Here is a 20,872-nt window from a genome sequence, read left to right as displayed (position 1 = left end):
GGGCCAGGGGGACGGACGGAGAGCGGGGGACGGATGGGAGGGACGGGAATGGGACTGGGGTTCTTCCTGCTGCCCGCGGGTGGGGCGCTGAGCCTGACCGGCGTGTTCCTCGGCAGCAGCACGCTGATCAACCTGAGCTGGATGATGTGGGTCGCCGGGGTCCTGCTGCTGATCGCCCAGCGCTACCGCCGCCCTCCGGACCCGCAGGCGCTGGCCGCCGCCGCTGCCGCCGGGGACGCCCGTGCCGTGCGGGGGCTGCGGATGCTCGCCCTCGACGCGCGGAGCCAGGGGCGGCCGGAGGCGGCCGAGCGGATGCTGCGGCAGGCGGTGAAGGCCGGGGACGTGGAGTCGATGTGGGAGCTGGGCCGACTGGTCCAGGAGCGCGAGGGGCTGGCGGCGGCCGAGCCGTGGTTCCGGATGGCCGCCGGGCGCGGACACGTCGTCGCCCGGCGGCTGTTCCGGGAGGGCGGCGAACTCAACCCGGACGGGACGAGTCCGCTGTAGCGGCCCGCGCACGACTGCCCCCCATGCCCGGGCCTCTTCATGCCCGAGCCCCTTACGCCCGGGGTCCTTCGCGCCCGAGCCCCTTCACGCCCGGACCCTTACGCCTGCGCCCCCTCACGCCAGGCCGAGCGCCTCACGGGTCAGGAACGCGAGCCGAGCCGTCTTCTCCGGCTTCCGGATCTCCGGGCCCAGCTCGAACCCGACCCGGACCATTCGCGCGAGCGCCTTCTCGTTACGGGCGTCCGGCTCGACGACGACCCTCCGGTGGGCCGGGTCGCTGAAGACGTACCCGATGAGCGCGGTCAGGAGGGAGTGCGTGTACCCCTTCACCTTCACCGCTCCCCCGCCCTGGCCCTCGACCCGGCCCCCGCCCTCGGCGGGCGCGATCAGCAGGTGGATGCCGAAGTCGCCGGGCTGGACCTCGTAGCACTCCCCCACGGGGTCGGCGTCCGGCTCGTACGTCTGGAAGAGCGCGGCCGGGACGCCGTCGCGCAGCGCCAGGTAGGCATGGTGGGTGGGGAGCGAGTCGACGAACTCGTAGATCTCCCGCACCTGTTCGGCGGTGTGGCCGGTCATGCCCCAGAACCGGGCGCGCTCCTGGGTGACCCAGCCGTGCAGCAGCTCCTCGTCGGCCGACGGGTGGACCGGGACCAGGCTGACGACCCCGAAGCCCTCCACCTTCTGCTCGTACACGGCGGGGCGGAGGGCGGGGACGGTGGCGGCGGGGCCGGTGGCGGCGGGGCCGGAGGTGGTGGTCATGGTGGCGGTGGTCTCCTCGGTATGGTGCAGCAGGTTCCAGTCCGTGGTCACGGGGGCCAGCCGACCGCTCGCCCACAGGGCCGTCTGGTCGCGGTGGTGGGCGGATCCCGGTACGCCGGACGCGCCGAACGGCACCACCCAGAGGCTGTCCTCACGGCGGGCCAGGTCCCAGACGTACCGGGCGGCCGGACCGCGCGCGAAGAGGTCGGTGACCCCGGGAACGCTGGAGGTGGAGAGCACGCAGTCGTGGTCCCCCGCGATCCCCGGCCACACCTCTTCGGGCGTCGCGTCCGGCAGCGCCTGCCAGGGGGCGACCCGGTGGACCTCGCCCCACGGGGCCGGGCCGTCCTCGGTGTGCGCGGCGGCGACCGCTTCCGCCGAGGCCGCGACGAGCTCCAGCCGCTCCTCGTACGGCAGGAGCCCGACGGTGAGCAGGGTCTCCAGCGCGTAGCCGATCCGGGGTACGGCGGCGAGCCAGGGGCGGAAGAGCGGCGGGTAGGCGGTCGAGCGCCAGGGGTCGGCCTCGCCCGTGACGGGCCGCAGGGCCGGGTGATCGGCCAGCCGGTGCACGACGTCCGCCCGGAGCCGGGAGTAGAGGGTGGCGTCGGTGCTGTCCGCGTCCATGTGGCGGTCCCAGCGCAGCAGCCGGTCCCGGAGGCGTTCGGCGGCGGGTCCGAGGCCCGGGGCCCGGGCGAGCAGGGAGAGGAGCTGCCGGGAGGAGGCGAGGCGGGTGTCGGTGTGGACGGCGGCCATGTCGGCGGCCGACCGGAGCGGGCCGGTGGCCTGCCCTGCTCCCGCGCCCGGGGGCGCGCCGAGCAGCTCGCGGATGCGGGCGGCCCGGTGCGGGGGTGCGAACTCGATGCCGAGGGGGGCGGCGAGGCCGCGCTCGTTGGCCATCACGGCGGTGCCGGTGGTGACGTCGACCTCGGTACGGGGCGCGGGTTCGGCGCCCTCGCGCCAGGCGTACGCGGGGTCGTGCGCGGGAACGACCCGCAGCCGGTTCTCGTGACTGCGCACGGGGACGTGTCCGGCGACCCGGTGGAGGGTGGCTCCGGTGGTGTCGGCGGCCAGGACCACGTTGACGGGTTCGACCCAGCCGTCCAGCGCGGTGTCGAGGTCCTCGACCGTACGGGCCCTGAGCAGCGCGGGCAGCACGTCGAAGCCGAGGTCCCCGGTGACGCGGGGCGGGTAGCGGAGGCTGATGACGGGGGCGTCGCCCCGTACGCCCGGCACGTCCGGCACGCCCTGAACGTCCGGCACGTCTGGCACGCCCTGCACGCCCTGCACGCCCTGCACGCCCTGCATGCCCTGATCGTCCGGCACATCCGGCACGTCTGGCACGCCCTGAACGTCCGGCACGTCCGGCCCACCGTCGGCGTCCCGGCTGTCCCGCGCCTCCCGTACATCCGGCGCGTCCGGCACATCCCCGATGATCACCGGTCCCCGGTCCGTCTCCACGACCTCCACCGACTGCGGGTCGCCGCCCGCCACCTCGATGGTCTCCGTATGGGCGTGGGCCCGGTACCAGCCGTCCGGGCCCAGCGCCTCCACCCCGCCGTCCGCCGTGCGGCGCAGCCGCTCCCGGTAGAGGTCCTGGTAGTCGGCCATCGCGTTGGTGATGGCCCAGGCCACCCCGCCCGCGTGCCCGAAGTGCGCGATGCCCGGGACGCCGGGGACGGCGAGGCCCACCACGTCGAACTCGGGGCAGGCGAGCCGGAGCTGCTGGTAGACGCCCGGGTCCTCGATGAAGCGGTGCGGGTCACCGGCGATGACCGGGGCGCCGGTGCTGGTGCGGGCGCCGGTGAGGAGCCAGCCGTTGGAGCCGGAGGTGCCGGGGCCGTCGGTCGCGAAGAGGACCGCGTGGTCGTCCCCGAGCCTGCGGGCGACCTCTTCGCGCCAGAGCTTGGTGGGGAACCCGGCGAACAGGATGTGGGTGGAGAGCCAGACGCCGAGCGGGGTCCAGGGCTCCCAGCGGCCGGGGGCGAGTCCGGCTGCGGCGAACTCCGGTGCGCGGGCGGCCCCTTCGGGCAGGGCGGCGTTGACCCCGTCGACGTACGCGCGCACCCAGGCGGCGGTCTCGGGCCTCAGCCGCTCGTAGCAGCGGCGGGCGGTGTCGGCGAGCCGGGCCCGCCGGGCGAACCCGTCCCAGTCGGCGGCCTCGGCGCCCAGGTACGCGGCGGTCGTGCCGAGCAGCCGGTGGCGCTCGGTCTCCAGCTGCCAGGCGCGGTCCAGTGCGGCGTTGTGGCCCTGGGCGCGGGCGAGCGCGAGCGCGCTGCCCGCCCGCAGGTGAGGTATCCCACGGTCGTCCCGGAGGACTTCGAAGGCCTCGGGCCTCTCGCCCCCCTCGGATCCAGTGGACCTTTCAAAGGCGCCCGGAGACCCGTCGGAGGTGCCCGGACCCGGTCTCTCGCCGTCGACGCCAGCGGTCGTCATCGCTCTGCCCATCCCCTTGCCCTGGTGGTTTTCGGCCACTCCCCAGCCCTTGAAATTTAGGTTAGCCTAACCAAATCGACCCTGAGGGCAGCGGGCCAGGGGCAGCAGGAGAGGGCGGGGAGCACCGTGGGGCATGGCTGGGAAGGCGTGGTTCTCAAACTGTTCCGGGGGCGGGACTTCACGTTCACCGTGACCGGCGCGGAGCAGGTCACCGACCGCTTCCACCGCGTGCACCTGACCGACGGCGGGCTGCTGGCCGCGACCGGCGGGGCGCACCCCACGATGTGGGTGCGGCTCTGGTTCGAGAAGGCCGGCAAGCCGCATCAGCGCGCCTACACCCTGGTGGACCCGGATCCCGAGGCCGGGACCTTCAGCCTGGAGTTCGCCCTCCACGAGGGCCCCGCCTGCGACTGGGCGAGAGCGGCCAAGGCCGGTGACACGATCGACGCGACGCTCCAGGGCACCGGCTTCGCCCTGCCCGACCCGGCGCCGAAGCGGCTCTTCGTGATCGGTGACCCGGCCGCGCTCCCGGCCGTCAACTCGCTGCTGGACGCGATCCCGCAGACCCCTGCGACGATCTGGTTCGAGAGCTCCCACGAGGACGACCGGAAACTGCCGTTCCGCCTCGACGAGGCCCACCACACCCTGCACCACGTCGAGCGCCGCGAGGGCGGGGCGCACCTGGTGGCCGAGGTGAAGGCGGCTCTGCCGGGGCTGCTGGGCGAGGACCGCTCGGACGCGTACGTCTGGGTCGCCTGCGACACGTCGACCACCCGGACCCTGGCGGCCTACCTCCGCAAGGAGCTGGGCCTGCCCAAGGACCGGGTGAACGCGCTGGGTTACTGGCGCCCGTAGCGGTCAGCGGCGCATCACCGGAGACCTCAGTCCTCCACCACGAGGGCCGGGGTCTCCTTCGTCAGTACCTCGCCCCGGAAGAACGCCGGGCTGCGGCGCTCCATCGCGATCATCAGCACCACGCCGAGGAGCAGCAGCCCCACCCCGATGACGAAGACCGAGCCGACGCCGAAGACCGAGGAGCCGGAGCCGTACGCCGGGTCCCACATGTCGTAGAGGGTCTTGGCGAAGACGGCGGCGAGCAGGATGCCGCCGAGGACCGGGAAGAGCCCCTTGAAGACCAGGTCGCGCCCGGAGCGGGTCAGTTCGGCGCGGAAGTACCAGGCGCAGGCGAAGGCGGTCAGCGCGTAGTAGAAGCAGATCATGAGGCCGAGCGCGTAGATGGTGTCGATCAGCACGTGCTCGCTGACCAGCGTCATCACGGCGTAGAAGACGCCGGTCCCCATGCCCGCCACGACCGTCGCCCGGCCGGGCGTCCTGAAGCGGGGGTGGACCTTGGCGTACGAGGCGGGCATCGCCTCGTACGTCGACATCGCGAGGACCGTGCGGGCCACCGGGATGAACGTGGTCTGGAGGCTGGCGGCGGCCGAGGCGAGGACGGCGACGAAGAGCAGCACGCCGAGTCCGGAGCCCATGACCGGTCCGGCGAGGGCGGCGAAGACGTTCTCGCCGGTCTGCGGGTTGGCGAGGCCGAGCCCGGTGGTGCCGGAGCCGACGGCCATCTGGGCGGCGACGGCGGTGGCCAGGTAGGAGCCGACCAGGACGACCATGGCGATGAGCGCGGCCCGGCCGGGGGTCTTGTCGCTGTCGGTGGTCTCCTCGTTGGTGGTCAGACAGGCGTCCCAGCCCCAGAACATGAAGATGGAGAGGGAGAGCCCTGCCGTGAAGGCCGCGAAGGACTGGACGGCGAAGGGGTTGAGCCAGGACCAGGAGAAGTCGAGCGAGGTGGCGAAGTCCGCGCCGCCGCTGCCCGCCTTGTTCAGGGCCATCGTCACGAACAGCGCGAGGACGGCGAGCTGGAGGGCGACCAGGGTGTACTGGATGCCCTTGGTGGCGGTCATCCCCCGGTAGCTGATGGCGGTGGCGACGGCGATCAGGGCGAGGCAGGTGCCGATGTGGACGAGCTTGTTGTCGTCCAGGGCGGCGATCGACGGGTTGCCCGTGGCCTCGCCCGCCAGCAGCCAGAAGAACGAGGTGGCGACGCCCGCCAGGTTGGAGAGGACGATGATCGTCGCGATGACCAGGCCCCAGCCGCACATCCAGCCGAGGCGCGGGCCGAACGCCTTCACCGTCCAGGTGAAGGAGGTGCCGCAGTCCGGCATGGCCCGGTTCAGCTCGCGGTAGGCGAAGGCGACGAGCAGCATCGGCAGGAACCCGGCCAGGAAGACGGCCGGCATCTGCACGCCGACCTCCCCGGCGGTGGAGCCGAGGGTCGAGGTCAGGCAGTAGACGGGGGCGACGGTGGAGATGCCGATGACGGCACTGCCCGTCAGGCCGACGGAGTTCCCGCCGAGCCCCTTGCGGCGTACGCCCCCGTCACCACCGCCCGCCGGGGCACTTCCCCGTACCGTGTCTCCGGCCCGAGGCCGCGCGTCCAGCTGAGTCATGGGAAGGACGTTAGGCGCTGCGATATCCACATCCGGAGCGTGAGACTCCAACGTCTCACCCTTGGTTACAACGACCCTTCCCCCATGAACACTTCACCAATTCAAGGTCACACACGCATGAAGCCTTGCAATGCATGACGGTCACACGAGAGGGGCGCCGTACGGTAATCGCAGCCCTGTCCGTTTTGTACGGATTCAAAATTTTCCCGCACGGGTGCGCGGGCGGTCCCAGCCGCGCCGGACGATCGCCCGCGTCTCACTGTAGGCGCGCAGCGCACAGGAGCCCGGACCCCGCCCCGCGCCGCCCCTCCGGCACCCACCGAACGGCGCCTCCACGCCCCGCCCGACCGCGTTGACGCCGACCCCGCCCGCCCGCAGCCAACGGGCGATGCGGAACGCGCGGGCCACATCGGCGGACCGGACGGGGTCGATGGCCGCCGCCCCCGGCACTACGGACTCCACGGGGCTTACGGGGCCTACGGACCCCACGGGCTCTACGGGGCCTACGGGGTCTACAGCCGCTACAGCCGCTACAGCCGCTACAGCCGCTACAGCCGCTACAGCCGCTACAGCCGCTACGAACGATCGACGGCCTGGAGCAGCAGCAGGGTGTTCGGCCACAGCCCGTCCAGCACAGCGGGGTCGTTCTTGAGCTTGGCCAGCAGAACCATCCCCTCCAGCTGGGAGATCACCGCCCGGGCCGCGTCCCGCCCGGCGCGCCCGGCGGGGATGACCCCCTCGGCCGCCGCGTCGGTGAGCGCGCCTTCCACGAGGCGGATCTGCTCGTCGAAGACCTCCTCCAGCCGCGCCCGTACGTCCGGCTCCTGGGTGCTCAGCTCCAGGGCGAGGTTGCCGAGCATGCAGCCCTCGACGACCCCGGACTCCTTCTTGGCCCGCCGCTGGACCCCGGTCATGGATTCCAGCAGCCGCCGCAGCCGCTCCAGGGCGGCACCATCGCCGCTCAACTCGCCTTGCCAGCAGGATCGCTGATCCTCCCAGTAGGCATCGATCACGGCGACCGTCAGGGCCTGCTTGGAGACGAAGAAGTGGTAGAAGCTGCCCTTCCTGACATCCGCCCTGGCGCAGATCTCAGCGACGCCGAGGCTGCCGTAACCACGGCCCCGCATCAGCTCCTCGGCCGCGCCGACCAGTCGTTCCTTCGCAGTGCTGGTACGTCCCATGGCGGCAAGTATACGTCCGGTCAACTATCACCGCGAAGGTCGAGGATGACTTTTAGTTGACCGGTCGTCTAGAGTCCTGACGAGTGGCGGGAACAGCCCGCCGTCCCCCTTGGAGCCCCCATGCCCGAAGCCCGGACAGCCACGCGACCCGACACACCCCCCACCCCCGTCTCCGTCGCCATCGCCCACCACAGCGGCTACGGGCACACGGCCCGCCAGGCGGCGGCGGTCGCGGCCGGCGTCGGCTCCGTCCCCGGGGCGGTAGCCGACCTACGGGACGTGACCACTCTCGACGCCGACCTCTGGGCGGCCCTGGAGGCGGCCGACGCGATCGTCTTCGGCTCACCGACCTACATGGGCGCCACCTCGGCCGTCTTCCAGCAGTTCGCGGAGGCGAGCAGCACGATCTGGGCGGCGCGCGGCTGGCAGGACAAGCTCGCGGCGGGCTTCACCAACTCGGCGGGCCTCAACGGGAACAAGGACAACGCGCTGCTCTCCATGGCGGTCCTGGCCGGCCAGCACGGTATGCACTGGGTCTCCCTCGGCCTGCTGCCCGGCTGGCTCTACACCTCCAACGGCTCCCCGGACGAGCTGAACCGCCTCGGCGGCTTCCTCGGCGCCATGGCCCAGTCCCCCGCCGACCTGGGCCCGGACCAGGCGCCGGGCGAATCCGACCTCCGTACGGCCCGCCACCTCGGCGCCCGGGTCGCCCGCACCGCCCTCCGCCTCGCCCACGGCCGCGAGGCCGCCGCACGTCTGGCAGCGGCCGCATGAGCGGGGGCGGCGTGAGCGGAGGCGGCGTGAGCGGAGGCGGCGTGAGCGGAGGCGGCGTGAGCGAGCCGGGCGCGGGTGCGGACACAGACACGCGCACGGGTATGGACACGGACTCGGGCACGGGTGCCGACACGGACTCGGGCACAAGCAACGGGATCGGCACCGGCCCGAGCCGCACGAGCACGGGCCGACTGGGCGAGCTGCTGCACCTCCGGCTCCCCCTCGTCCAGGGCCCCTTCGGCGGCGGCCTGTCGACCGTCGCGCTCGCGGCGGCGGTCAGCGAGGCGGGCGGCCTCGGCTCGTACGGGGCGCACATCATGACGCCCGAAGCGATCACGGAACTGGTCGGCCGACTGCGGGCGGCCACGGCGCGCCCGTTCGCGGTGAACCTCTGGGTCCCGCAGGAGAGCGAGCGATCCTCATTCCCTGCGGCGGAGGCAGCACCCCATGCGGAGCGCCTGATCCCGTACGCGTACGAACTCGGCCTGAGATCAAGCCCATCGGTCCAGGACGTGGGCGAACCCGCACCGCCCGCAGACGGAGCCGACGCCCCCGGCGCTCTCAGCCACCCCTCCTTCGACGACCAGGTCGACGCCCTGCTGGCCGCGGCACCCCCGGTCATCAGCTTCGTGATGGGCGTGCCGCCGGTACGGGTCGTGGAGGAGGCGCGACGGCGGGGCATCGTGCTGTTCGGTACGGCGACGACGGTGGACGAGGCCGTGGCGCTGGAGGCCGCGGGCGTCGACGTGGTCGTGGCTTCGGGCAGCGACGCGGGAGGACACCGGGGCGCGTTCCTGCGGCCGGTGGCGGAGTCGCTGGTGGGGACGTTCTCGCTGGTGCCGCAGGTGGTGGACGCGGTGTCGGTGCCGGTGGTCGCGGCGGGCGGGATCGCCGACGCACGGGGCGTGGCCGCCGCGCTGGCGCTGGGGGCGGATGCCGTACAGGTCGGTACGGGCTTCCTCGCCACGGCGGAGTCCGGCGCACCGGCCGTCCACAAGGAGGCCCTGCACAGCCCGGAGGCCCGGACGACGGTGCTCACCCGTCTCTACTCGGGCCGCCCGGCCCGGGGCATCCCGAACCGTTTCGTACGGGAGATGGCGGCGTACGAGGGCGAGGTGCCGCCGTACCCGCTCCAAAGCCTCCTGATGCAGCCGCTCCGGACGGCGGCTGCTACCCAGGACCGCCGGGACCTCGCCGCTCTCTGGGCGGGCCAGGCGGCACCGCTCACCCGCCCGGCGCTGACGGCCAGGGAGTATCTGGCCACGCTGACGGGGAAGGAGGCCACTTCGGACTGACTGCCTGACCGCCTACCTCGGACCGAACCCTTCGTGGGACACACTGCGGGACGAGCACACTGCGGGGGAGGCGGGGGGTACCGGAGCGACACCGAGGAGGCGTCCCCGCACCCCCCGCGCCACCCTGCCGGCCGGAGCAGCAGACGGAGTCGGCACCCTCATATGGGAGCGGCTGCCCGCGCACCGGACCAGCACCAACCGTAGGCCGCGGCCGGGTGGGCGAGCCGAGGCCACGCGTCCATGGCCCCCGCAGCAGCCACCGAAGCCTCACCCGCGAGTCGGCTTCCGGGGCCCGGTCGCGCTCCCGGGCGACACAGCCCGCTTGGGCCGATGGCCATGCGTGCCGCCCTGCGGGGTGCGGCGCGTGTACGACGCACAGGTGCGAGCCGACGGGCCTGGCCTTCGAGCTGCCCGGTGCAGTCGCGTGGCGGCCCCTCGTCCTCTGCGGGACCGCCACGGCGCAGGCCGCCCCACTAGGGTCGACGGCATGACGACACCTCTTGCCGGTAGCGCCTTCGACTCGCTCCGCCTGGACGCCCTGTCCGACCAGGAGGCGCTGCGCCAGGCCTACGAACTGCCCGGCGCGGCGGCCGTCCGCAAGCAGATGACCGAACTTACCGACCAGACGCGGCGGTTGATCGGATGCTCCTCACTGGTCCTGATCGCCAGCGCGGACGCCGAGGGCAACTGCGATGTCTCCCCGCGCGGCGGGCCCGCCGGGTTCGTCGCGGTCCTGGACGAACGTACGGTGGCGATACCGGACGCGACCGGCAACAAGCGCCTGGACACCCTGCAGAACGTCATCGAGACCGGACGGGCCGGGCTGCTGTTCGTCATCCCGGGGCGCACCACGACGCTCAGGGTGAACGGCCGGGCCTGCGTCTCCACCCGTCCGGAGTTGCTGTCCCAACTGACCCCTGTGGGCAAGCCATCGGCCAGCGCGCTGGTGATCGGGATCGAGGAGGTCTACCCGCACTGCCCCAAGTCGCTCCTGCGCAGCGCGGCCTGGAAGCCGGACCAGTGGCTGCCGAAGGACGCCCAGCCGACCTCGGCCGAAGTCACCCTGGCCCAGCTGCGGATGCCGGGGCTGACGATCGCGGACATCGAGCAGGTGGAGGCGGACTCGCTCAAGTACCGGTACGAGTGAGGGGGCGGCGGGCGCGGCCCGTCAGAGCGAGCCGTCCTGTACGGCGGTGACGAAGGCCTGCCACGCGGTGGGGGCGAAGACGTGGGCGCCCAGGGAGCGGTCCTTGGTGTCGCGGACCGCGTGGAGACCGGACGGGAGGGCGGCGTGTTCGATGCAGCCGTTGTTCGAGCCGCTGTACGTGCTCTTGTGCCAGGGCGCGCCCTCGAATTCGGGCCCCACCAGACGGGAGGCCGCCTTCTCAATCATGATCTGGTTTCCTCGATGAGCTTGCGAATGTACTGGCTGGACGCCGTCGGAGACAGGGCAGCGGCCGTCAGCTCATCCCAGGCTTTCGTATATGCCCTCACATCAGGGCGCTGCTCCAGCAACGTACCACCGGTGATGTGCTCCAACCAGATGACTTCCACCGGCGGATCGGCTTGCAGCCCGAAGACCGTGAACGGTGCGTACTGCTCCATGGGCAGGTCGGAGTTCAGCGGAAGCACCTGGATGCTGACGTTCGAGCAAGAACCCGCCTCCAAGAGGTGCTGGAGTTGCCCATGAACCACTTGCTTGCCGCCACCGACACGGTGCAGAGCGGGAGCGTCGATCACTGCGCGAAGCCTGAACCCGAGCTTGTCGTCCAGCAGTTCCTTGCGCTTCATCCGTGTGCTGACCAGGAACTCGACCTGGTCTGCCGGTGAAGCGGCCTCGTACAGCTGTCGCATGTACGCCTCGGTCTGGAGCAGCCCCGGGATGACCATCGGTTCGAACGTGCGGACCGACTGAGAGTCCGCCTCCAGCATCAGGTAGTCCTTCAGAGCGTCGTGAAGGAACGGCCCCTGGCCACTCCACCAGTCGACCTTGTGGATCTCCTTCGCCAGCCGCTTCAGGCTGGCACGTGGCTCCTGACGGGAGGCTCCCGCTGCCGCTCGTCCTCCAGGCCGTACAGATTGAGCAGCGTCGTCAGGTCCAGCGGGCGGATACCGTATGACCGTCATGACCTCCGCCGCTTCCCCGCCCGGGGACACCGCTGCCGCCGAACTGAGTGCCGCCCTCCGGGAAGCCGGGCTGCCGGTGGGGGCGACGAGCGGCACCGAGGAGCACGTACAGCTGGAGCGCCTGGAGGCCGACGACGCACGGCAGTTGGCGCGGCTCATCCGGACCGGGACCAAGCGCACGCTGAAGGCCGCACGGGCGTTGCGGGAGATCTGTGAGGCGTACCGAATCGACCTGCCCGAACTGCGCGTACGGCAGGGCCGGATCACGCTGGGCGCCTGTCGGCTCGACGATGCCGTACGGCTGGCGCGGCTGCTGGGGGCTTCGTCGCCGGGGGCGGACATCCCCGAGGCCACCGCCGTACGGGACCTGCTGGCGCAGGCCGTCCCGGCCGGGACGGGCGGTGGGGCGCTGCGTGTCTCCGTACGGGAAGACGACCCGGATGTCGTGGAGTTGGGTGCCGTCGATGCCCGTACCGCCCGGCGGTTGATGGGGGCGCTGCGGTTCTGAGGCGGGAGGGGTGAGGGTGGCGCAGGCCGTGCACGGGAAGGCAGCCGCCGCGGCCCTCCCGTGCACGGGGTCGTGGAGGCTGCGCTCAGCAGTTGGGGATCACGGTGCCGTTGTTGTCGCGGGCCTCGTCGTTGCCCCAGCGGGAGAGGTAGTACGCGGAGACGTAGGCGTTGCGGCCGTTCTTGCCCGGGTAGACGCTGTCCAGGTCGGTGCGGAGCCACCAGTGGTTGAACTGGGTCGCCGTACCGACGCGGGCGCCCCACACCTTGCAGTAGACGTAGTTCGTACCGGCGTTGAGGACGCCCTGCGCGTCGGCGGTGTTGGGCGCGGCGTAGCCGGTGGCGTTGGCGAAGGTGTCGACCCAGTACTTGCCGCTTCCGCCACCGCAACCGTTGTCGCTGGTCAGGTACTTGCTGTAGTACGACCCGGGGTACGGGCTGAGCGACTGGCCGTTGATGACGATGTTCTGGCCGACCCCGTTGAGCAGCTGCTCGTAGTGGATGTGGGCGCCGGAGCTGTTGCCGGTCGAGCCGGTGGTGCCGATCTGCTGGCCTTGCGCGACGCGGGCCCCGTTGGCGACGGAGAACGCGTTGAGGTGGAAGTAGTAGGTCTGCCAGCCGCCGCCGTGGTCGATGGAGATGTAGTTGCCCGCCCCGCTGGGCTGCGAGTGGCGGTAGGCGGTCCCTGCCGCCGAGGCGAGGACCGGGGAGCCGGCGGTGGCGCCGCCGTCGGTGCGGACGAAGTCGAGAGCCCGTCTGACCTCGGCGGAGTGGTGGCTGTAGGTCCACTGCTGGCCGCAGCCGTAGGGCGCCTTGAAGTTGGGCGCGGCTGCGGCCGGGGACGCGGTGGTGGCCACGGCGAGCAGGCCGCCGAGGAGCGCCAGCAGGGCGAGAAGCGCCGTACGGGTACGGGGGTGCGTACGGGTCGGGTGCGTACGGATCTGGGTTCGCGGAGCACGCATGGGTGGGGCAGTCCCTCCGGGTCGACAACCTGGCCGTGGGTGCGGGGTGTGCGAAGTGCCATGGAATCTACGCGAGTTGAACGCACTCCAGAGTGCCGCAAGCCGGGCCGCGTGGACAGCCCTCGGGAGGCGGGTGCATGAGGTTCAGGGGTGCCGCGGAGGCGTTCGGGAGCGATCAGAGGCAGGCGAGCAGGTCGTCGAGCGGGGCGGGTACGTCGTCGGGGCCCAGGGCCTCGACGAGTACGCGACCGTAATGGATCTTGCGCCCCTTCTTCGTACCGAGAAAGCGGCGCAACTGCTGCAACGGGGGGCGGCCCTGCTGGGCGGGCTGGCGCAGGAAGATCTGGAGTGCGCGCACATCCCCCTCGGCCTCGACGAGTTCCTTCACCCGGTGCACGCCGAGTGCGCGGATCAGCTCCTCCTCCAGGTCCGCCGCGCAGACGAAGAACTCCTGCCGCGCCGCTGCTCCGGCCCGCTCCCACCCCCGTTCGTAGAACCCGCGCTCCTGTTCGTCGCACAGGCCGGTGAGGCGGAGGCCCAGGCCGGTGGGCCCGAGGAGGAAGGCGAAGCGGCCCACGCTCATCGCCCCGCCCATCGGGAGCACACAGACGCCCTCGTCGGCCAGGTCCCGGCCGTGTCGCTCGGCCAGCGCGTCGACGGCGGCGGCGTCGCTCGGACCTTCGAGGAGGACGACGGTCCGTACGGAGAGCCGTTCGGCCAGCTCCCGGGCGGGACCGGGCGGACCACCCGCCGCCCACGCGGTGACCGCCTCCCGGAACGCCTCCATGTCAGCCATGGTGCGAGTCTCCGTCCTCGGCGGCCGGGGCGGTATCGAATTTACGGTGACACACGGGGCGGGGAGGTCATGCGCGGGGCGGCCCCACCCGGCCCTACCGCGACCGACGCCCCGCCCTGCCCGCCCCGCCTCGCGTCAGTGGCCGGAGACCTCGCGGTCGGACTCACGAGCGGTGTCTTCCACGAACCGGCTCAGCCGCCAGGTGCTCAGCTCCAGCGGACGTCGACACAGCGTGTCGAGCCTGATGAGCGATTCGTCGACTCCTGCTTCCCGGAGCCGTCGCAGGTGTGCACGCACCTCTGCCTGGCCGGTGGTCTCCAGCACTACTTCCCACTGTCCGGCATCGGGCGCAGTGCGCGAGGCCGACCGTCGCCTCCCGGCGTCCTGCCGGCGCCGCCTCTTCGCTTGCTTCGGCATCGCGCCGTCCTCACGGGTCGGCGCGCTTCTCCGACGCGCTGCGGAACTGCAGAGCGACCTCAGCAGCTTCGGAGAGAGCCTCCTCGTCCACCAGGATGACCCGGCCCCACGTCGCGGAATCGATCCATGTGCACACGATCTGGCGCCCGTTGTCCGCGGGGATGAAGCCACAGCTCAACCGGCCGCCCGTACAGGTGGCGTTCCCGCGTACGCGGGGACCACAGGACGAGTCCCGCCCCTTGGACCGGCCCGGTGCTCAGTTTCTCGTTCGGGCGGCGGGCTGCCGATCCCCGCCGCCGCACGGGTTCCTGGGTACGCGGAACTCAGCCAGCCCCCTCACCTTCTGACCCGTATGCAAAAATTACGAAACTGCACATCAGGTGATCTGGGAAGGGGGCTTGCGCACTGATGACTGTCCATTCCGCCCGCAGACCGTGCCGCCGCTCCTCGGAGGTGACGGGGGCCACCGCCCTCGGCCCCACGGCAGGGGACGCCTCCGCAACGCCGTCGCAGTCGATCAACGGGTCGGTACCGCGATGCCGCTGACTCGCCGCACGATCCTGACCGCCGCGGCCGCCACGGTCGCGACGCATGTCGTCGCCTCCACGGGAACCGCCCAGGCGACCGGCCACCAGTTCACCCCCGCCTCTGCCCCCGTGGCCGAACCGCGGGTCGGGAGCAGCCTGCACGCGCGGAACCGGTTCGACCTGCGGGCCGAACCCGTCGATCTGTTCGGCAGGGAACTCCGGCTCACCCAGGGCAGGGTGCATCAGCAGGTCGCTTTCGACCCGGTGACGGGCCTGGCCTACGTCACCCAGATCATCAGCGACGGACGTCAACTCGCCGACGAACAAGCACCCGTACCCGGTATCGAGCGCGACCGCCGGGGCGATCTCTGCATCAACGAGGTCTCCCCCGACGGGACCGTCCGCGCCGCCATGTATCTGAGGGGCGTCGGCCACGGCGGCGGACTCGGCGTCGAGCACACCGACGGCCGGCCCTGGCTCTGGCTGGAGACCGACGCCACCCCCGTCACCAAGGGCTTCGCCTACGGCAAGCGCATCGGCCGTATCGCGTTCACACCCGACGCCGTCGTCGACGCCGGCAGCACGCACATCGAGGTGTTCAACCCCGTCCCGGCCTCCTCCGGCACCACCCCGTCCCTGGACATCGAGCACGGCCGGATAGGCGTACGCCACGGGTCGGCCGGCGCCGTGGAGTACCGCGTGTACGACCTTGCGGCCTTCAAGCGCCGCGCCTTCACCCCGCTGTACAGCTTCCCGTCCCTGTACCGCACCCAAGCATGGTGTCTGTACGGGGATCTCCTCTATCAGAACGAGGGCAGCGCCTACGGCCCCGCCAACCCCGCACCCGGTAATTCCTGGTGGAACGTCTACGACATCACCACCGGCCAGATGATCGAGCGGCGCTTCAACGCCACCGCTCTCCACCTGTCCCACCGTGAGACCGAATCCATCACCGTCCGCCGGACGCCCGACGGGCCACAGCTCGTTTTCGGCTTCGCCACTCAAGAACCAGGACCGCGCCGCATGGCCCTCTACGGCATCACCAGTACCACCGACGGCACGGGCGACCACGTCCCGTGGACCACCCTGGACTACAACACCGCCGTCTACACCCCCAACTCCGGCAACTACGTTCCTCAGTACCGCCAGGTCGGCAACCGCATCGACCTCCACCTCCGGCTGTCCCGTACGGACAAGGCTCCGTGGACCAACGGCGAGAAGATCCTCACCCTCCCGCCGCACATCCGCCCCAACCGCACCCAGGGCATGGTCGGTCAGACGACGGGCGCCGGGGTCTCCGGCTCTCTCACCGTCCGCTGGGAGGTCCTCACCGACGGCTCCCTTCACCTCTACGATCCGCGCGGAATCACCGGCTGGGTCGGGCTCGACGCCGGATACTTCACCAGCTGAGCGTCTCGGACGAGCGTGGAGCGTACAGGGAGGGACCGGGCGCACCGGGCCGCGCGCCGGAGGACGTGACGTGTTCCGCGCAAGCGCCGGTACGGTGACGAACTCCGCGCGACACGCTGTCCGTTCAGCCCGCGGGTGGGCTGAACGGGGCCGACCACGAGTACGCCGTCATCGATGCCATGGCGGAACGGGCCCGGGCTCGGAGGTGGGGGCCCGAAGCTCGAAACCCGAGGCCCGGGCGGACGCTCCCTCACCTCCGCCGGTACAACTCCTCGATCTCCGTCGCGAAGTCCCGCGCGATCGCCGCCCGCTTCAGCTTCAGCGAGGGCGTCAAGTGGCCCCGCTCCTCCGTGAAGTCCACCGGCAGGACCGTGAACCTGCGGATCGACTCCGCCCGCGAGACCAGGCGGTTCGCCTCGTCCACCGCCTTCTGGAGTGACGTGCGCAGTTCCTCGTCGTGGACCAGCTCCCTCAGCGGGACGTCCTGCTTCTTGACCATCCGGCGCCAGTGCTGGAGGCCGTCCTGGTCCAGGGTGAGGAGGGCCGTGATGTACGAGCGGTTGTCGCCGACGACCATGCACTGGCTGACCAGGGGGTGGGCGCGGAGCCAGTCCTCCAGCGGGGCCGGGGTGACGTTCTTGCCGCCCGAGGTGATGATGATGTCCTTCTTGCGGCCCGTGATCGTCAGGTAGCCGTCCTCGTCCAGCGTGCCCAGGTCGCCCGTCGGGAACCAGTCGCCGTCCAGGAGGTACGGGATGGGCCGCGCGCGTTCCGTGTCCCAGTAGCCCCGGAAGACCTGGCCGCCCCGCAGCAGCACCTCGCCGTCGTCCGCGATGCGTACTGAGGTGCCGGGGAGGGGCCAACCCACGGTGCCCAGGCGGGGTTTGAGGGGAGGTGTCACCGTGTGGGCCGCCGTCGTCTCCGTCAGGCCGTAGCCCTCGAAGATGCCGATGCCCGCGCCCTCGTAGAAGGAGGCCAGTCGGCGGCCCAGCGGGGAGCCGCCGCAGATCACGTACCGGACCCTGCCGCCCAGCGCCGCCCGGATACGGCGGTAGACCAGGGGGTCGTAGAGGGCGCGGGCCGCCCGCAGGCCCAGGCCGGGGCCCGGGCCCGTGCCGTGTTCGGCGGCCTCGACCGCCTCGGCGTAGCGCTGGGCGATGCGGGCCGCGCGGTCGAACGACGACGCCCGGCCCATCTTCTCCGCCGTCGCCCGGCCCGTGTTGTAGACCTTCTCCAGGACATACGGGATGGCCAGCAGGAAGGTGGGGCGGAAGCCCGCCAGGTCGGCCAGGAGGTCTTCCGTCCGGATGGAGGGGGCGTGGCCCAGACGGACCCTGGCCCGCATGCAGCCGATCGCCACCATCCGGCCGAAGACGTGCGAGAGCGGGAGGAAGAGGAGCGTCGAAGCCGGCTCCTTCGAGACCGACTTGAAGACCGGGTGCAGCAGCTCGATCGCGTTGTCCACCTCCGCGAAGAAGTTGCCGTGGGTGATCACGCAGCCCTTCGGGCGGCCCGTCGTTCCCGAGGTGTAGATCAGGGTGGCGGGGGTGTTCGGTTCCAGCGCGGCCCGGCGCGCCGCCACCGCCTCGTCGGGGATGTGCTTGCCCAGCGACTTGAGGTGGCCGACCGCCCCCGTGCCGAACTGCCACAGGTGCGCCAGGTCGCCCAGTTGCCTGCGCTCCTGGCTGATCAGGCGGCCCTGCTCCTTCGTCTCCACCGCGCACGCCACCGCCCCCGAGTCCTGGAGGATCCAGCGGGCCTGGAAGGCGGAGGAGGTGGGGTAGATGGGGACCGTCACCAGGCCGGCCGCCCAGGACGCGAAGTCCAGCAGCGTCCACTCGTACGTCGTACGGGCCATGATCGCGATCCGGTCCCCCGGCCGCAGCCCCTCCGCCAGCAGGCCCTTCGCCACCGCCAGCACCTCGGCGGCGAACTCGGCGGCGGTCATGTCGTGCCAGGCGCCCTCGGCGTCCTTCCGGCTCAGCACCGCCTCCGCCGCGGCCTCCCGGGCGTTGTCGAACGGGATCTCCGCCAGCGAACCCCGCAGCACCGGGGGAGCGAACGCCGGTACGGAGACCTCCCGGACCCTCCCGTCCGGGCCTCTCCTCTTCGTCGGTTCCACCAGGGTGGGTGTGGGGGTGGGCTGGGGGGCGGTGTTCGGCGTTGACACTTGCGGCTCCTCGGTGGCGGGCGGGGGGTCGTACATGTCTCGTCGCCGGGCCGTCCGTCCGGCGGGTCGCCAAAGGGCTTCGGGGAGTGTTCCCCACGGGTTGAGGGGTGTTCCCCACGGGTTGAGGGGCACTCCTGGGGTTCACGGGTGGCGCTCCCGGGGTTCAGGGGCGAGGGGCCGGGGGGCGGCGGGCGTGGACGTTGCCCTCACGCGGTGCGTCCGGGGGCGATCCCGCCCGAGTCGTTCATCTCGACCAGCTCCTGACCCTTGAGTAACCTTACTCTGGAGTAAATCTACGACCGCGCAGGGAGTCAGGACAATGGCCGATCGCTATCTGCACCTCGCCGCCACAGCACCCGGCCGCTTCCTCACCCGCCGCCTCGGTCTCCCGCAGCCCGCCCCGCTGCGCCGCTGGTCCCTGGAGACCCCGCAGTTGGAGGGACCGCTGCTGCACCTCACGGCAGGAGCGGCGGAGGGGGAATCGGAGGCCGGGGCCCTCGCGGGGCTCGCGGACGTGCTGGCCGGGGTCGGGCTCCCCGTCGTCGGCCGTGCCGACCGGCCCGGCGCCGTCGTCCTCGACGCCACCGGGGTCACCACCGCCGCCGGGCTCGGGGGTGTCCACGCCGCCCTGCACCCCGTCGTCCGCTCTCTCGCACCGGGCGGGCGGGTCGTCCTCCTCGGTACGCTCCCCTCCCCCGACGACCACCATCAGGCCGCCGCCCAGCAGGCGTTGGAGGGTTTCGTACGGTCGCTGGGCAAGGAGATCGGGCGGGGCTCCACCGTCCAGCTCGTACGGGTTCCGGGCGGCGGCGGTACGGCCCGGGGTGCCGCGTCCACCCTGCGCTTCCTGCTCTCGCCCCGCTCCGCCTACGTGAGCGGCCAGGTCATCGAGCTGACCGGCGCCGACCCCGAACCCGTCACCGACCCCGCCGCTCCGCTCTCCGGCCGCACCGCCCTGGTCACCGGGGCCGCCCGGGGCATCGGTGCCGCCGTCGTCTCCGTGCTCGCCCGCGACGGGGCCCGGGTCATCGCGCTCGACGTCCCGGGGGCCCGGGAGGAGTTGGAACGTACCGCCGCCCGGCTCGGCGCCACCCCGCTCCCCCTCGACGTCACCGCGCCCGACGCCGCCGACCGCATCGCCGCCGCAGCGCCGGACGGGCTCGGCGTCCTCGTCCACAACGCCGGCATCACCCGGGACCGCCGCCTCGCCAACATGCCCGCCGAGCGCTGGACTTCGGTGGTCGACGTCAACCTGGACAGCGTGCTCCGCACCACCGACGAACTACTGAAGGCCGGAGCCCTCACGCGCGGCGGCCGGATCGTCGCCACCTCCTCCATCGCGGGCATCGCGGGCAACACCGGCCAGACCAACTACGCCGCCGGCAAGGCCGGGATCATCGGTCTCGTCCGCTCGCTGGGCCCGCGTGCCGCCGCCGACCACGGCGTCACGGTCAACGCGGTCGCACCCGGCTTCATCGAGACGAGGATGACGGCGGCCGCCCCCTTCTTCATCCGCGAGGCAGGCCGCCGCATGAACTCCCTTTCCCAGGGCGGCCTTCCGGTCGATGTCGCCGAGGCCGTCGCCTGGTTCGCCCAACCCGACTCCACCGCCGTCAACGGCCAGGTGCTGCGCGTCTGCGGCCAGAGCCTGCTGGGGGCGTGAGCGCGATGGCCTCCCTCAGCGCCTCCCTCGTCCGGGGAGCCCTCGCCTCGCCCTTCCGTCGCGCCGGGCGGCCGGACGCCACCCTGCCCACCGGCCGCCTCACCCTCCCCGCCGTCCCCGCCGCCCCCGGCCCCCTGGCCGCGTACCGGAGCATCTGCGGATTCCCGGCGGCCGAGCGAGGACCGGCAGCGCTTCCGCTCACGTATCCGCATGTCCTGGCCTTTCCGCTCGCCATGCGGCTGATGGCCGGGCGCGGCTTCCCGCTCCCCGTCGTCGGGCTCGTCCACACCTGGTTCGACGCGCGTGGCCACCGTTCGGTGCGGGCCGATGAGATGATCCGACTGACGGTGTACGCGGAGGAGTTGACCGCGCACCGGCGCGGCACCGAGGTCACCATGGTGACCGAGGCGCGCGTGGCCGGGGAGCTGGTGTGGGAGTCGCGCAGCGGGTATCTCTCCCGGCATTCGACGAAGGCGGCGGCCGGGCGGCGTGAGGAGACCGGTGCCGAGGCGCTTCCCGCTCTCCGGGAGTGGCGGCTGCCCGGCGATCTCGGGCGACGGTACGGGGCCGTCTCCGGCGACCGCAACCCCATCCACCTCCACCCCCTCGCCGCCCGCCTCTTCGGCTTCCCCCGGGCCATCGCCCACGGCATGTGGACGGTGGCCCGCTGCCTGGCCGAGGCGCAGGCACAGGCAGAACCCGACGAGCCCGGGCATCAACTCCGTACCGTACGGGCCGACTTCAAGGCCCCCGTCCTGCTGCCCGCCACCGTGACCTACGCCGCCGAGCCGGGCGGGAACGCCTTCGCCCTACGGAGCGGCAGCGGGCGCGTACACCTCACCGGGGCGGTCACGCGGGGCTGCGAGTCCTGAGCACGGAGAGCCG

At 72.1% G+C, this 20,872-nt stretch carries 19 protein-coding genes and 1 pseudogene; 9 read left to right on the top strand and 11 right to left on the bottom strand.

The window, feature by feature from the left end:
- The first annotated feature begins 48 nt into the window (after positions 1-48).
- Positions 49-504 (top strand): sel1 repeat family protein, encoded by a 456-nt coding sequence (locus AC0682_RS02500; RefSeq protein WP_478530567.1) that lies wholly within the window; start codon positions 49-51, stop codon positions 502-504.
- Between the two features lie 114 nt (positions 505-618).
- On the opposite strand, the gene AC0682_RS02495 is transcribed toward AC0682_RS02500, so the two are convergent.
- A complete protein-coding gene (locus tag AC0682_RS02495) occupies positions 619-3,696 on the bottom strand; it encodes a GNAT family N-acetyltransferase (RefSeq protein ID WP_478530566.1) in 3,078 nt (1,025 codons plus the stop codon).
- Between the two features lie 126 nt (positions 3,697-3,822).
- On the opposite strand from AC0682_RS02495, the gene AC0682_RS02490 reads away from it, so the two are divergent.
- Positions 3,823-4,551, top strand: coding sequence for a siderophore-interacting protein (locus tag AC0682_RS02490; RefSeq protein WP_478530565.1), 729 nt, complete (start codon positions 3,823-3,825; stop codon positions 4,549-4,551).
- Between the two features lie 26 nt (positions 4,552-4,577).
- On the opposite strand, the gene AC0682_RS02485 is transcribed toward AC0682_RS02490, so the two are convergent.
- From AC0682_RS02485 to AC0682_RS02475, 3 genes and pseudogenes are all read right to left on the bottom strand, one after another.
- The gene (locus tag AC0682_RS02485) at positions 4,578-6,158 is read right to left on the bottom strand and encodes an APC family permease (protein WP_478530564.1); all 1,581 of its coding nucleotides are present in this window, start codon (positions 6,156-6,158) and stop codon (positions 4,578-4,580) included.
- A gap of 195 nt (positions 6,159-6,353) precedes the next feature.
- Positions 6,354-6,590: pseudogene (locus AC0682_RS02480) on the bottom strand (aldehyde dehydrogenase family protein); the annotation flags it as partial.
- A 143-nt stretch (positions 6,591-6,733) separates the two neighbouring features.
- Positions 6,734-7,339 (bottom strand): TetR/AcrR family transcriptional regulator, encoded by a 606-nt coding sequence (locus AC0682_RS02475; protein ID WP_478530563.1) that lies wholly within the window; start codon positions 7,337-7,339, stop codon positions 6,734-6,736.
- Between the two features lie 120 nt (positions 7,340-7,459).
- Between AC0682_RS02475 and AC0682_RS02470 the strand changes: the two genes are divergently transcribed.
- The 3 genes from AC0682_RS02470 to AC0682_RS02460 all read left to right on the top strand — a co-directional run bounded on the left by AC0682_RS02470 (position 7,460) and on the right by AC0682_RS02460 (position 10,555).
- Positions 7,460-8,113 carry a flavodoxin family protein gene (locus AC0682_RS02470; RefSeq protein ID WP_478530562.1) on the top strand — a complete coding sequence of 218 codons (654 nt, stop codon included), beginning with the start codon at positions 7,460-7,462 and terminating at the stop codon, positions 8,111-8,113.
- 101 nt (positions 8,114-8,214) lie between these two features.
- On the top strand, positions 8,215-9,408 hold the full coding sequence (locus tag AC0682_RS02465; protein WP_478530561.1) for an NAD(P)H-dependent flavin oxidoreductase: 1,194 nt from the start codon (positions 8,215-8,217) through the stop codon (positions 9,406-9,408).
- A 487-nt stretch (positions 9,409-9,895) separates the two neighbouring features.
- Positions 9,896-10,555: a pyridoxamine 5'-phosphate oxidase family protein gene (locus tag AC0682_RS02460; protein ID WP_478530560.1), complete on the top strand. Its 660-nt coding sequence runs from the start codon at positions 9,896-9,898 to the stop codon at positions 10,553-10,555.
- A gap of 21 nt (positions 10,556-10,576) precedes the next feature.
- On the opposite strand, the gene AC0682_RS02455 is transcribed toward AC0682_RS02460, so the two are convergent.
- Both AC0682_RS02455 and AC0682_RS02450 read right to left on the bottom strand, forming a co-directional pair.
- The gene (locus AC0682_RS02455; RefSeq protein ID WP_478530559.1) at positions 10,577-10,801 is read right to left on the bottom strand and encodes a DUF397 domain-containing protein; all 225 of its coding nucleotides are present in this window, start codon (positions 10,799-10,801) and stop codon (positions 10,577-10,579) included.
- On the bottom strand, positions 10,798-11,340 hold the full coding sequence (locus AC0682_RS02450; protein ID WP_478530558.1) for a DUF5753 domain-containing protein: 543 nt from the start codon (positions 11,338-11,340) through the stop codon (positions 10,798-10,800). Before AC0682_RS02450 ends, AC0682_RS02455 begins: the two co-directional genes overlap by 4 nt.
- 184 nt (positions 11,341-11,524) lie before the next feature.
- Between AC0682_RS02450 and AC0682_RS02445 the strand changes: the two genes are divergently transcribed.
- The gene (locus AC0682_RS02445; RefSeq protein ID WP_478530557.1) at positions 11,525-12,043 is read left to right on the top strand and encodes a hypothetical protein; all 519 of its coding nucleotides are present in this window, start codon (positions 11,525-11,527) and stop codon (positions 12,041-12,043) included.
- A gap of 85 nt (positions 12,044-12,128) precedes the next feature.
- Here AC0682_RS02445 and AC0682_RS02440 read toward each other — a convergent pair whose 3' ends face one another.
- From AC0682_RS02440 to AC0682_RS02425, 4 genes are all read right to left on the bottom strand, one after another.
- On the bottom strand, positions 12,129-13,004 hold the full coding sequence (locus tag AC0682_RS02440; RefSeq protein ID WP_478530556.1) for a M23 family metallopeptidase: 876 nt from the start codon (positions 13,002-13,004) through the stop codon (positions 12,129-12,131).
- Positions 13,005-13,179: 175 nt separating this feature from the next.
- Positions 13,180-13,800: a TOPRIM nucleotidyl transferase/hydrolase domain-containing protein gene (locus tag AC0682_RS02435; protein ID WP_478530555.1), complete on the bottom strand. Its 621-nt coding sequence runs from the start codon at positions 13,798-13,800 to the stop codon at positions 13,180-13,182.
- A 135-nt stretch (positions 13,801-13,935) separates the two neighbouring features.
- Positions 13,936-14,124, bottom strand: coding sequence for a hypothetical protein (locus tag AC0682_RS02430; protein ID WP_478530554.1), 189 nt, complete (start codon positions 14,122-14,124; stop codon positions 13,936-13,938).
- Between the two features lie 103 nt (positions 14,125-14,227).
- Positions 14,228-14,395 (bottom strand): hypothetical protein, encoded by a 168-nt coding sequence (locus AC0682_RS02425; protein ID WP_478530553.1) that lies wholly within the window; start codon positions 14,393-14,395, stop codon positions 14,228-14,230.
- A gap of 358 nt (positions 14,396-14,753) precedes the next feature.
- On the opposite strand from AC0682_RS02425, the gene AC0682_RS02420 reads away from it, so the two are divergent.
- A complete protein-coding gene (locus AC0682_RS02420) occupies positions 14,754-16,154 on the top strand; it encodes a signaling protein (RefSeq protein ID WP_478530552.1) in 1,401 nt (466 codons plus the stop codon).
- Between the two features lie 250 nt (positions 16,155-16,404).
- Here AC0682_RS02420 and AC0682_RS02415 read toward each other — a convergent pair whose 3' ends face one another.
- Positions 16,405-18,324 (bottom strand): AMP-dependent synthetase/ligase, encoded by a 1,920-nt coding sequence (locus tag AC0682_RS02415; RefSeq protein ID WP_478530551.1) that lies wholly within the window; start codon positions 18,322-18,324, stop codon positions 16,405-16,407.
- 319 nt (positions 18,325-18,643) lie between these two features.
- Between AC0682_RS02415 and AC0682_RS02410 the strand changes: the two genes are divergently transcribed.
- Positions 18,644-19,987, top strand: a complete 1,344-nt coding sequence (locus AC0682_RS02410; protein ID WP_478530550.1) for a 3-oxoacyl-ACP reductase — start codon at positions 18,644-18,646, stop codon at positions 19,985-19,987.
- Positions 19,988-19,992: 5 nt separating this feature from the next.
- On the top strand, positions 19,993-20,859 hold the full coding sequence (locus AC0682_RS02405) for a MaoC family dehydratase (protein ID WP_478530780.1): 867 nt from the start codon (positions 19,993-19,995) through the stop codon (positions 20,857-20,859).
- The last annotated feature ends 13 nt before the right edge of the window (positions 20,860-20,872 follow it).

The organism is Streptomyces sp. NPDC043746 (assembly GCF_056436485.1).
The sequence above is the reverse complement of the archived record's forward strand: the minus strand, read 5'-3'. Positions and strand labels throughout refer to the sequence as shown.

Excerpts from the sequence above, each read along its gene's own strand:
- AC0682_RS02500 (WP_478530567.1), top strand. The coding sequence starts at position 49 with ATGGGACTGGGGTTCTTCCTGCTGCCCGCGGGTGGGGCGCTGAGCCTG.
- AC0682_RS02495 (WP_478530566.1), bottom strand. The coding sequence starts at position 3,696 with ATGACGACCGCTGGCGTCGACGGCGAGAGACCGGGTCCGGGCACCTCC.
- AC0682_RS02485 (WP_478530564.1), bottom strand. The coding sequence starts at position 6,158 with ATGACTCAGCTGGACGCGCGGCCTCGGGCCGGAGACACGGTACGGGGA.
- AC0682_RS02475 (WP_478530563.1), bottom strand. The coding sequence starts at position 7,339 with ATGGGACGTACCAGCACTGCGAAGGAACGACTGGTCGGCGCGGCCGAG.
- AC0682_RS02470 (WP_478530562.1), top strand. The coding sequence starts at position 7,460 with ATGCCCGAAGCCCGGACAGCCACGCGACCCGACACACCCCCCACCCCC.
- AC0682_RS02465 (WP_478530561.1), top strand. The coding sequence starts at position 8,215 with ATGGACACGGACTCGGGCACGGGTGCCGACACGGACTCGGGCACAAGC.
- AC0682_RS02460 (WP_478530560.1), top strand. The coding sequence starts at position 9,896 with ATGACGACACCTCTTGCCGGTAGCGCCTTCGACTCGCTCCGCCTGGAC.
- AC0682_RS02455 (WP_478530559.1), bottom strand. The coding sequence starts at position 10,801 with ATGATTGAGAAGGCGGCCTCCCGTCTGGTGGGGCCCGAATTCGAGGGC.
- AC0682_RS02450 (WP_478530558.1), bottom strand. The coding sequence starts at position 11,340 with ATGCTGGAGGCGGACTCTCAGTCGGTCCGCACGTTCGAACCGATGGTC.
- AC0682_RS02445 (WP_478530557.1), top strand. The coding sequence starts at position 11,525 with ATGACCGTCATGACCTCCGCCGCTTCCCCGCCCGGGGACACCGCTGCC.
- AC0682_RS02440 (WP_478530556.1), bottom strand. The coding sequence starts at position 13,004 with ATGCGTGCTCCGCGAACCCAGATCCGTACGCACCCGACCCGTACGCAC.
- AC0682_RS02435 (WP_478530555.1), bottom strand. The coding sequence starts at position 13,800 with ATGGCTGACATGGAGGCGTTCCGGGAGGCGGTCACCGCGTGGGCGGCG.
- AC0682_RS02420 (WP_478530552.1), top strand. The coding sequence starts at position 14,754 with ATGCCGCTGACTCGCCGCACGATCCTGACCGCCGCGGCCGCCACGGTC.
- AC0682_RS02410 (WP_478530550.1), top strand. The coding sequence starts at position 18,644 with ATGGCCGATCGCTATCTGCACCTCGCCGCCACAGCACCCGGCCGCTTC.
- AC0682_RS02405 (WP_478530780.1), top strand. The coding sequence starts at position 19,993 with ATGGCCTCCCTCAGCGCCTCCCTCGTCCGGGGAGCCCTCGCCTCGCCC.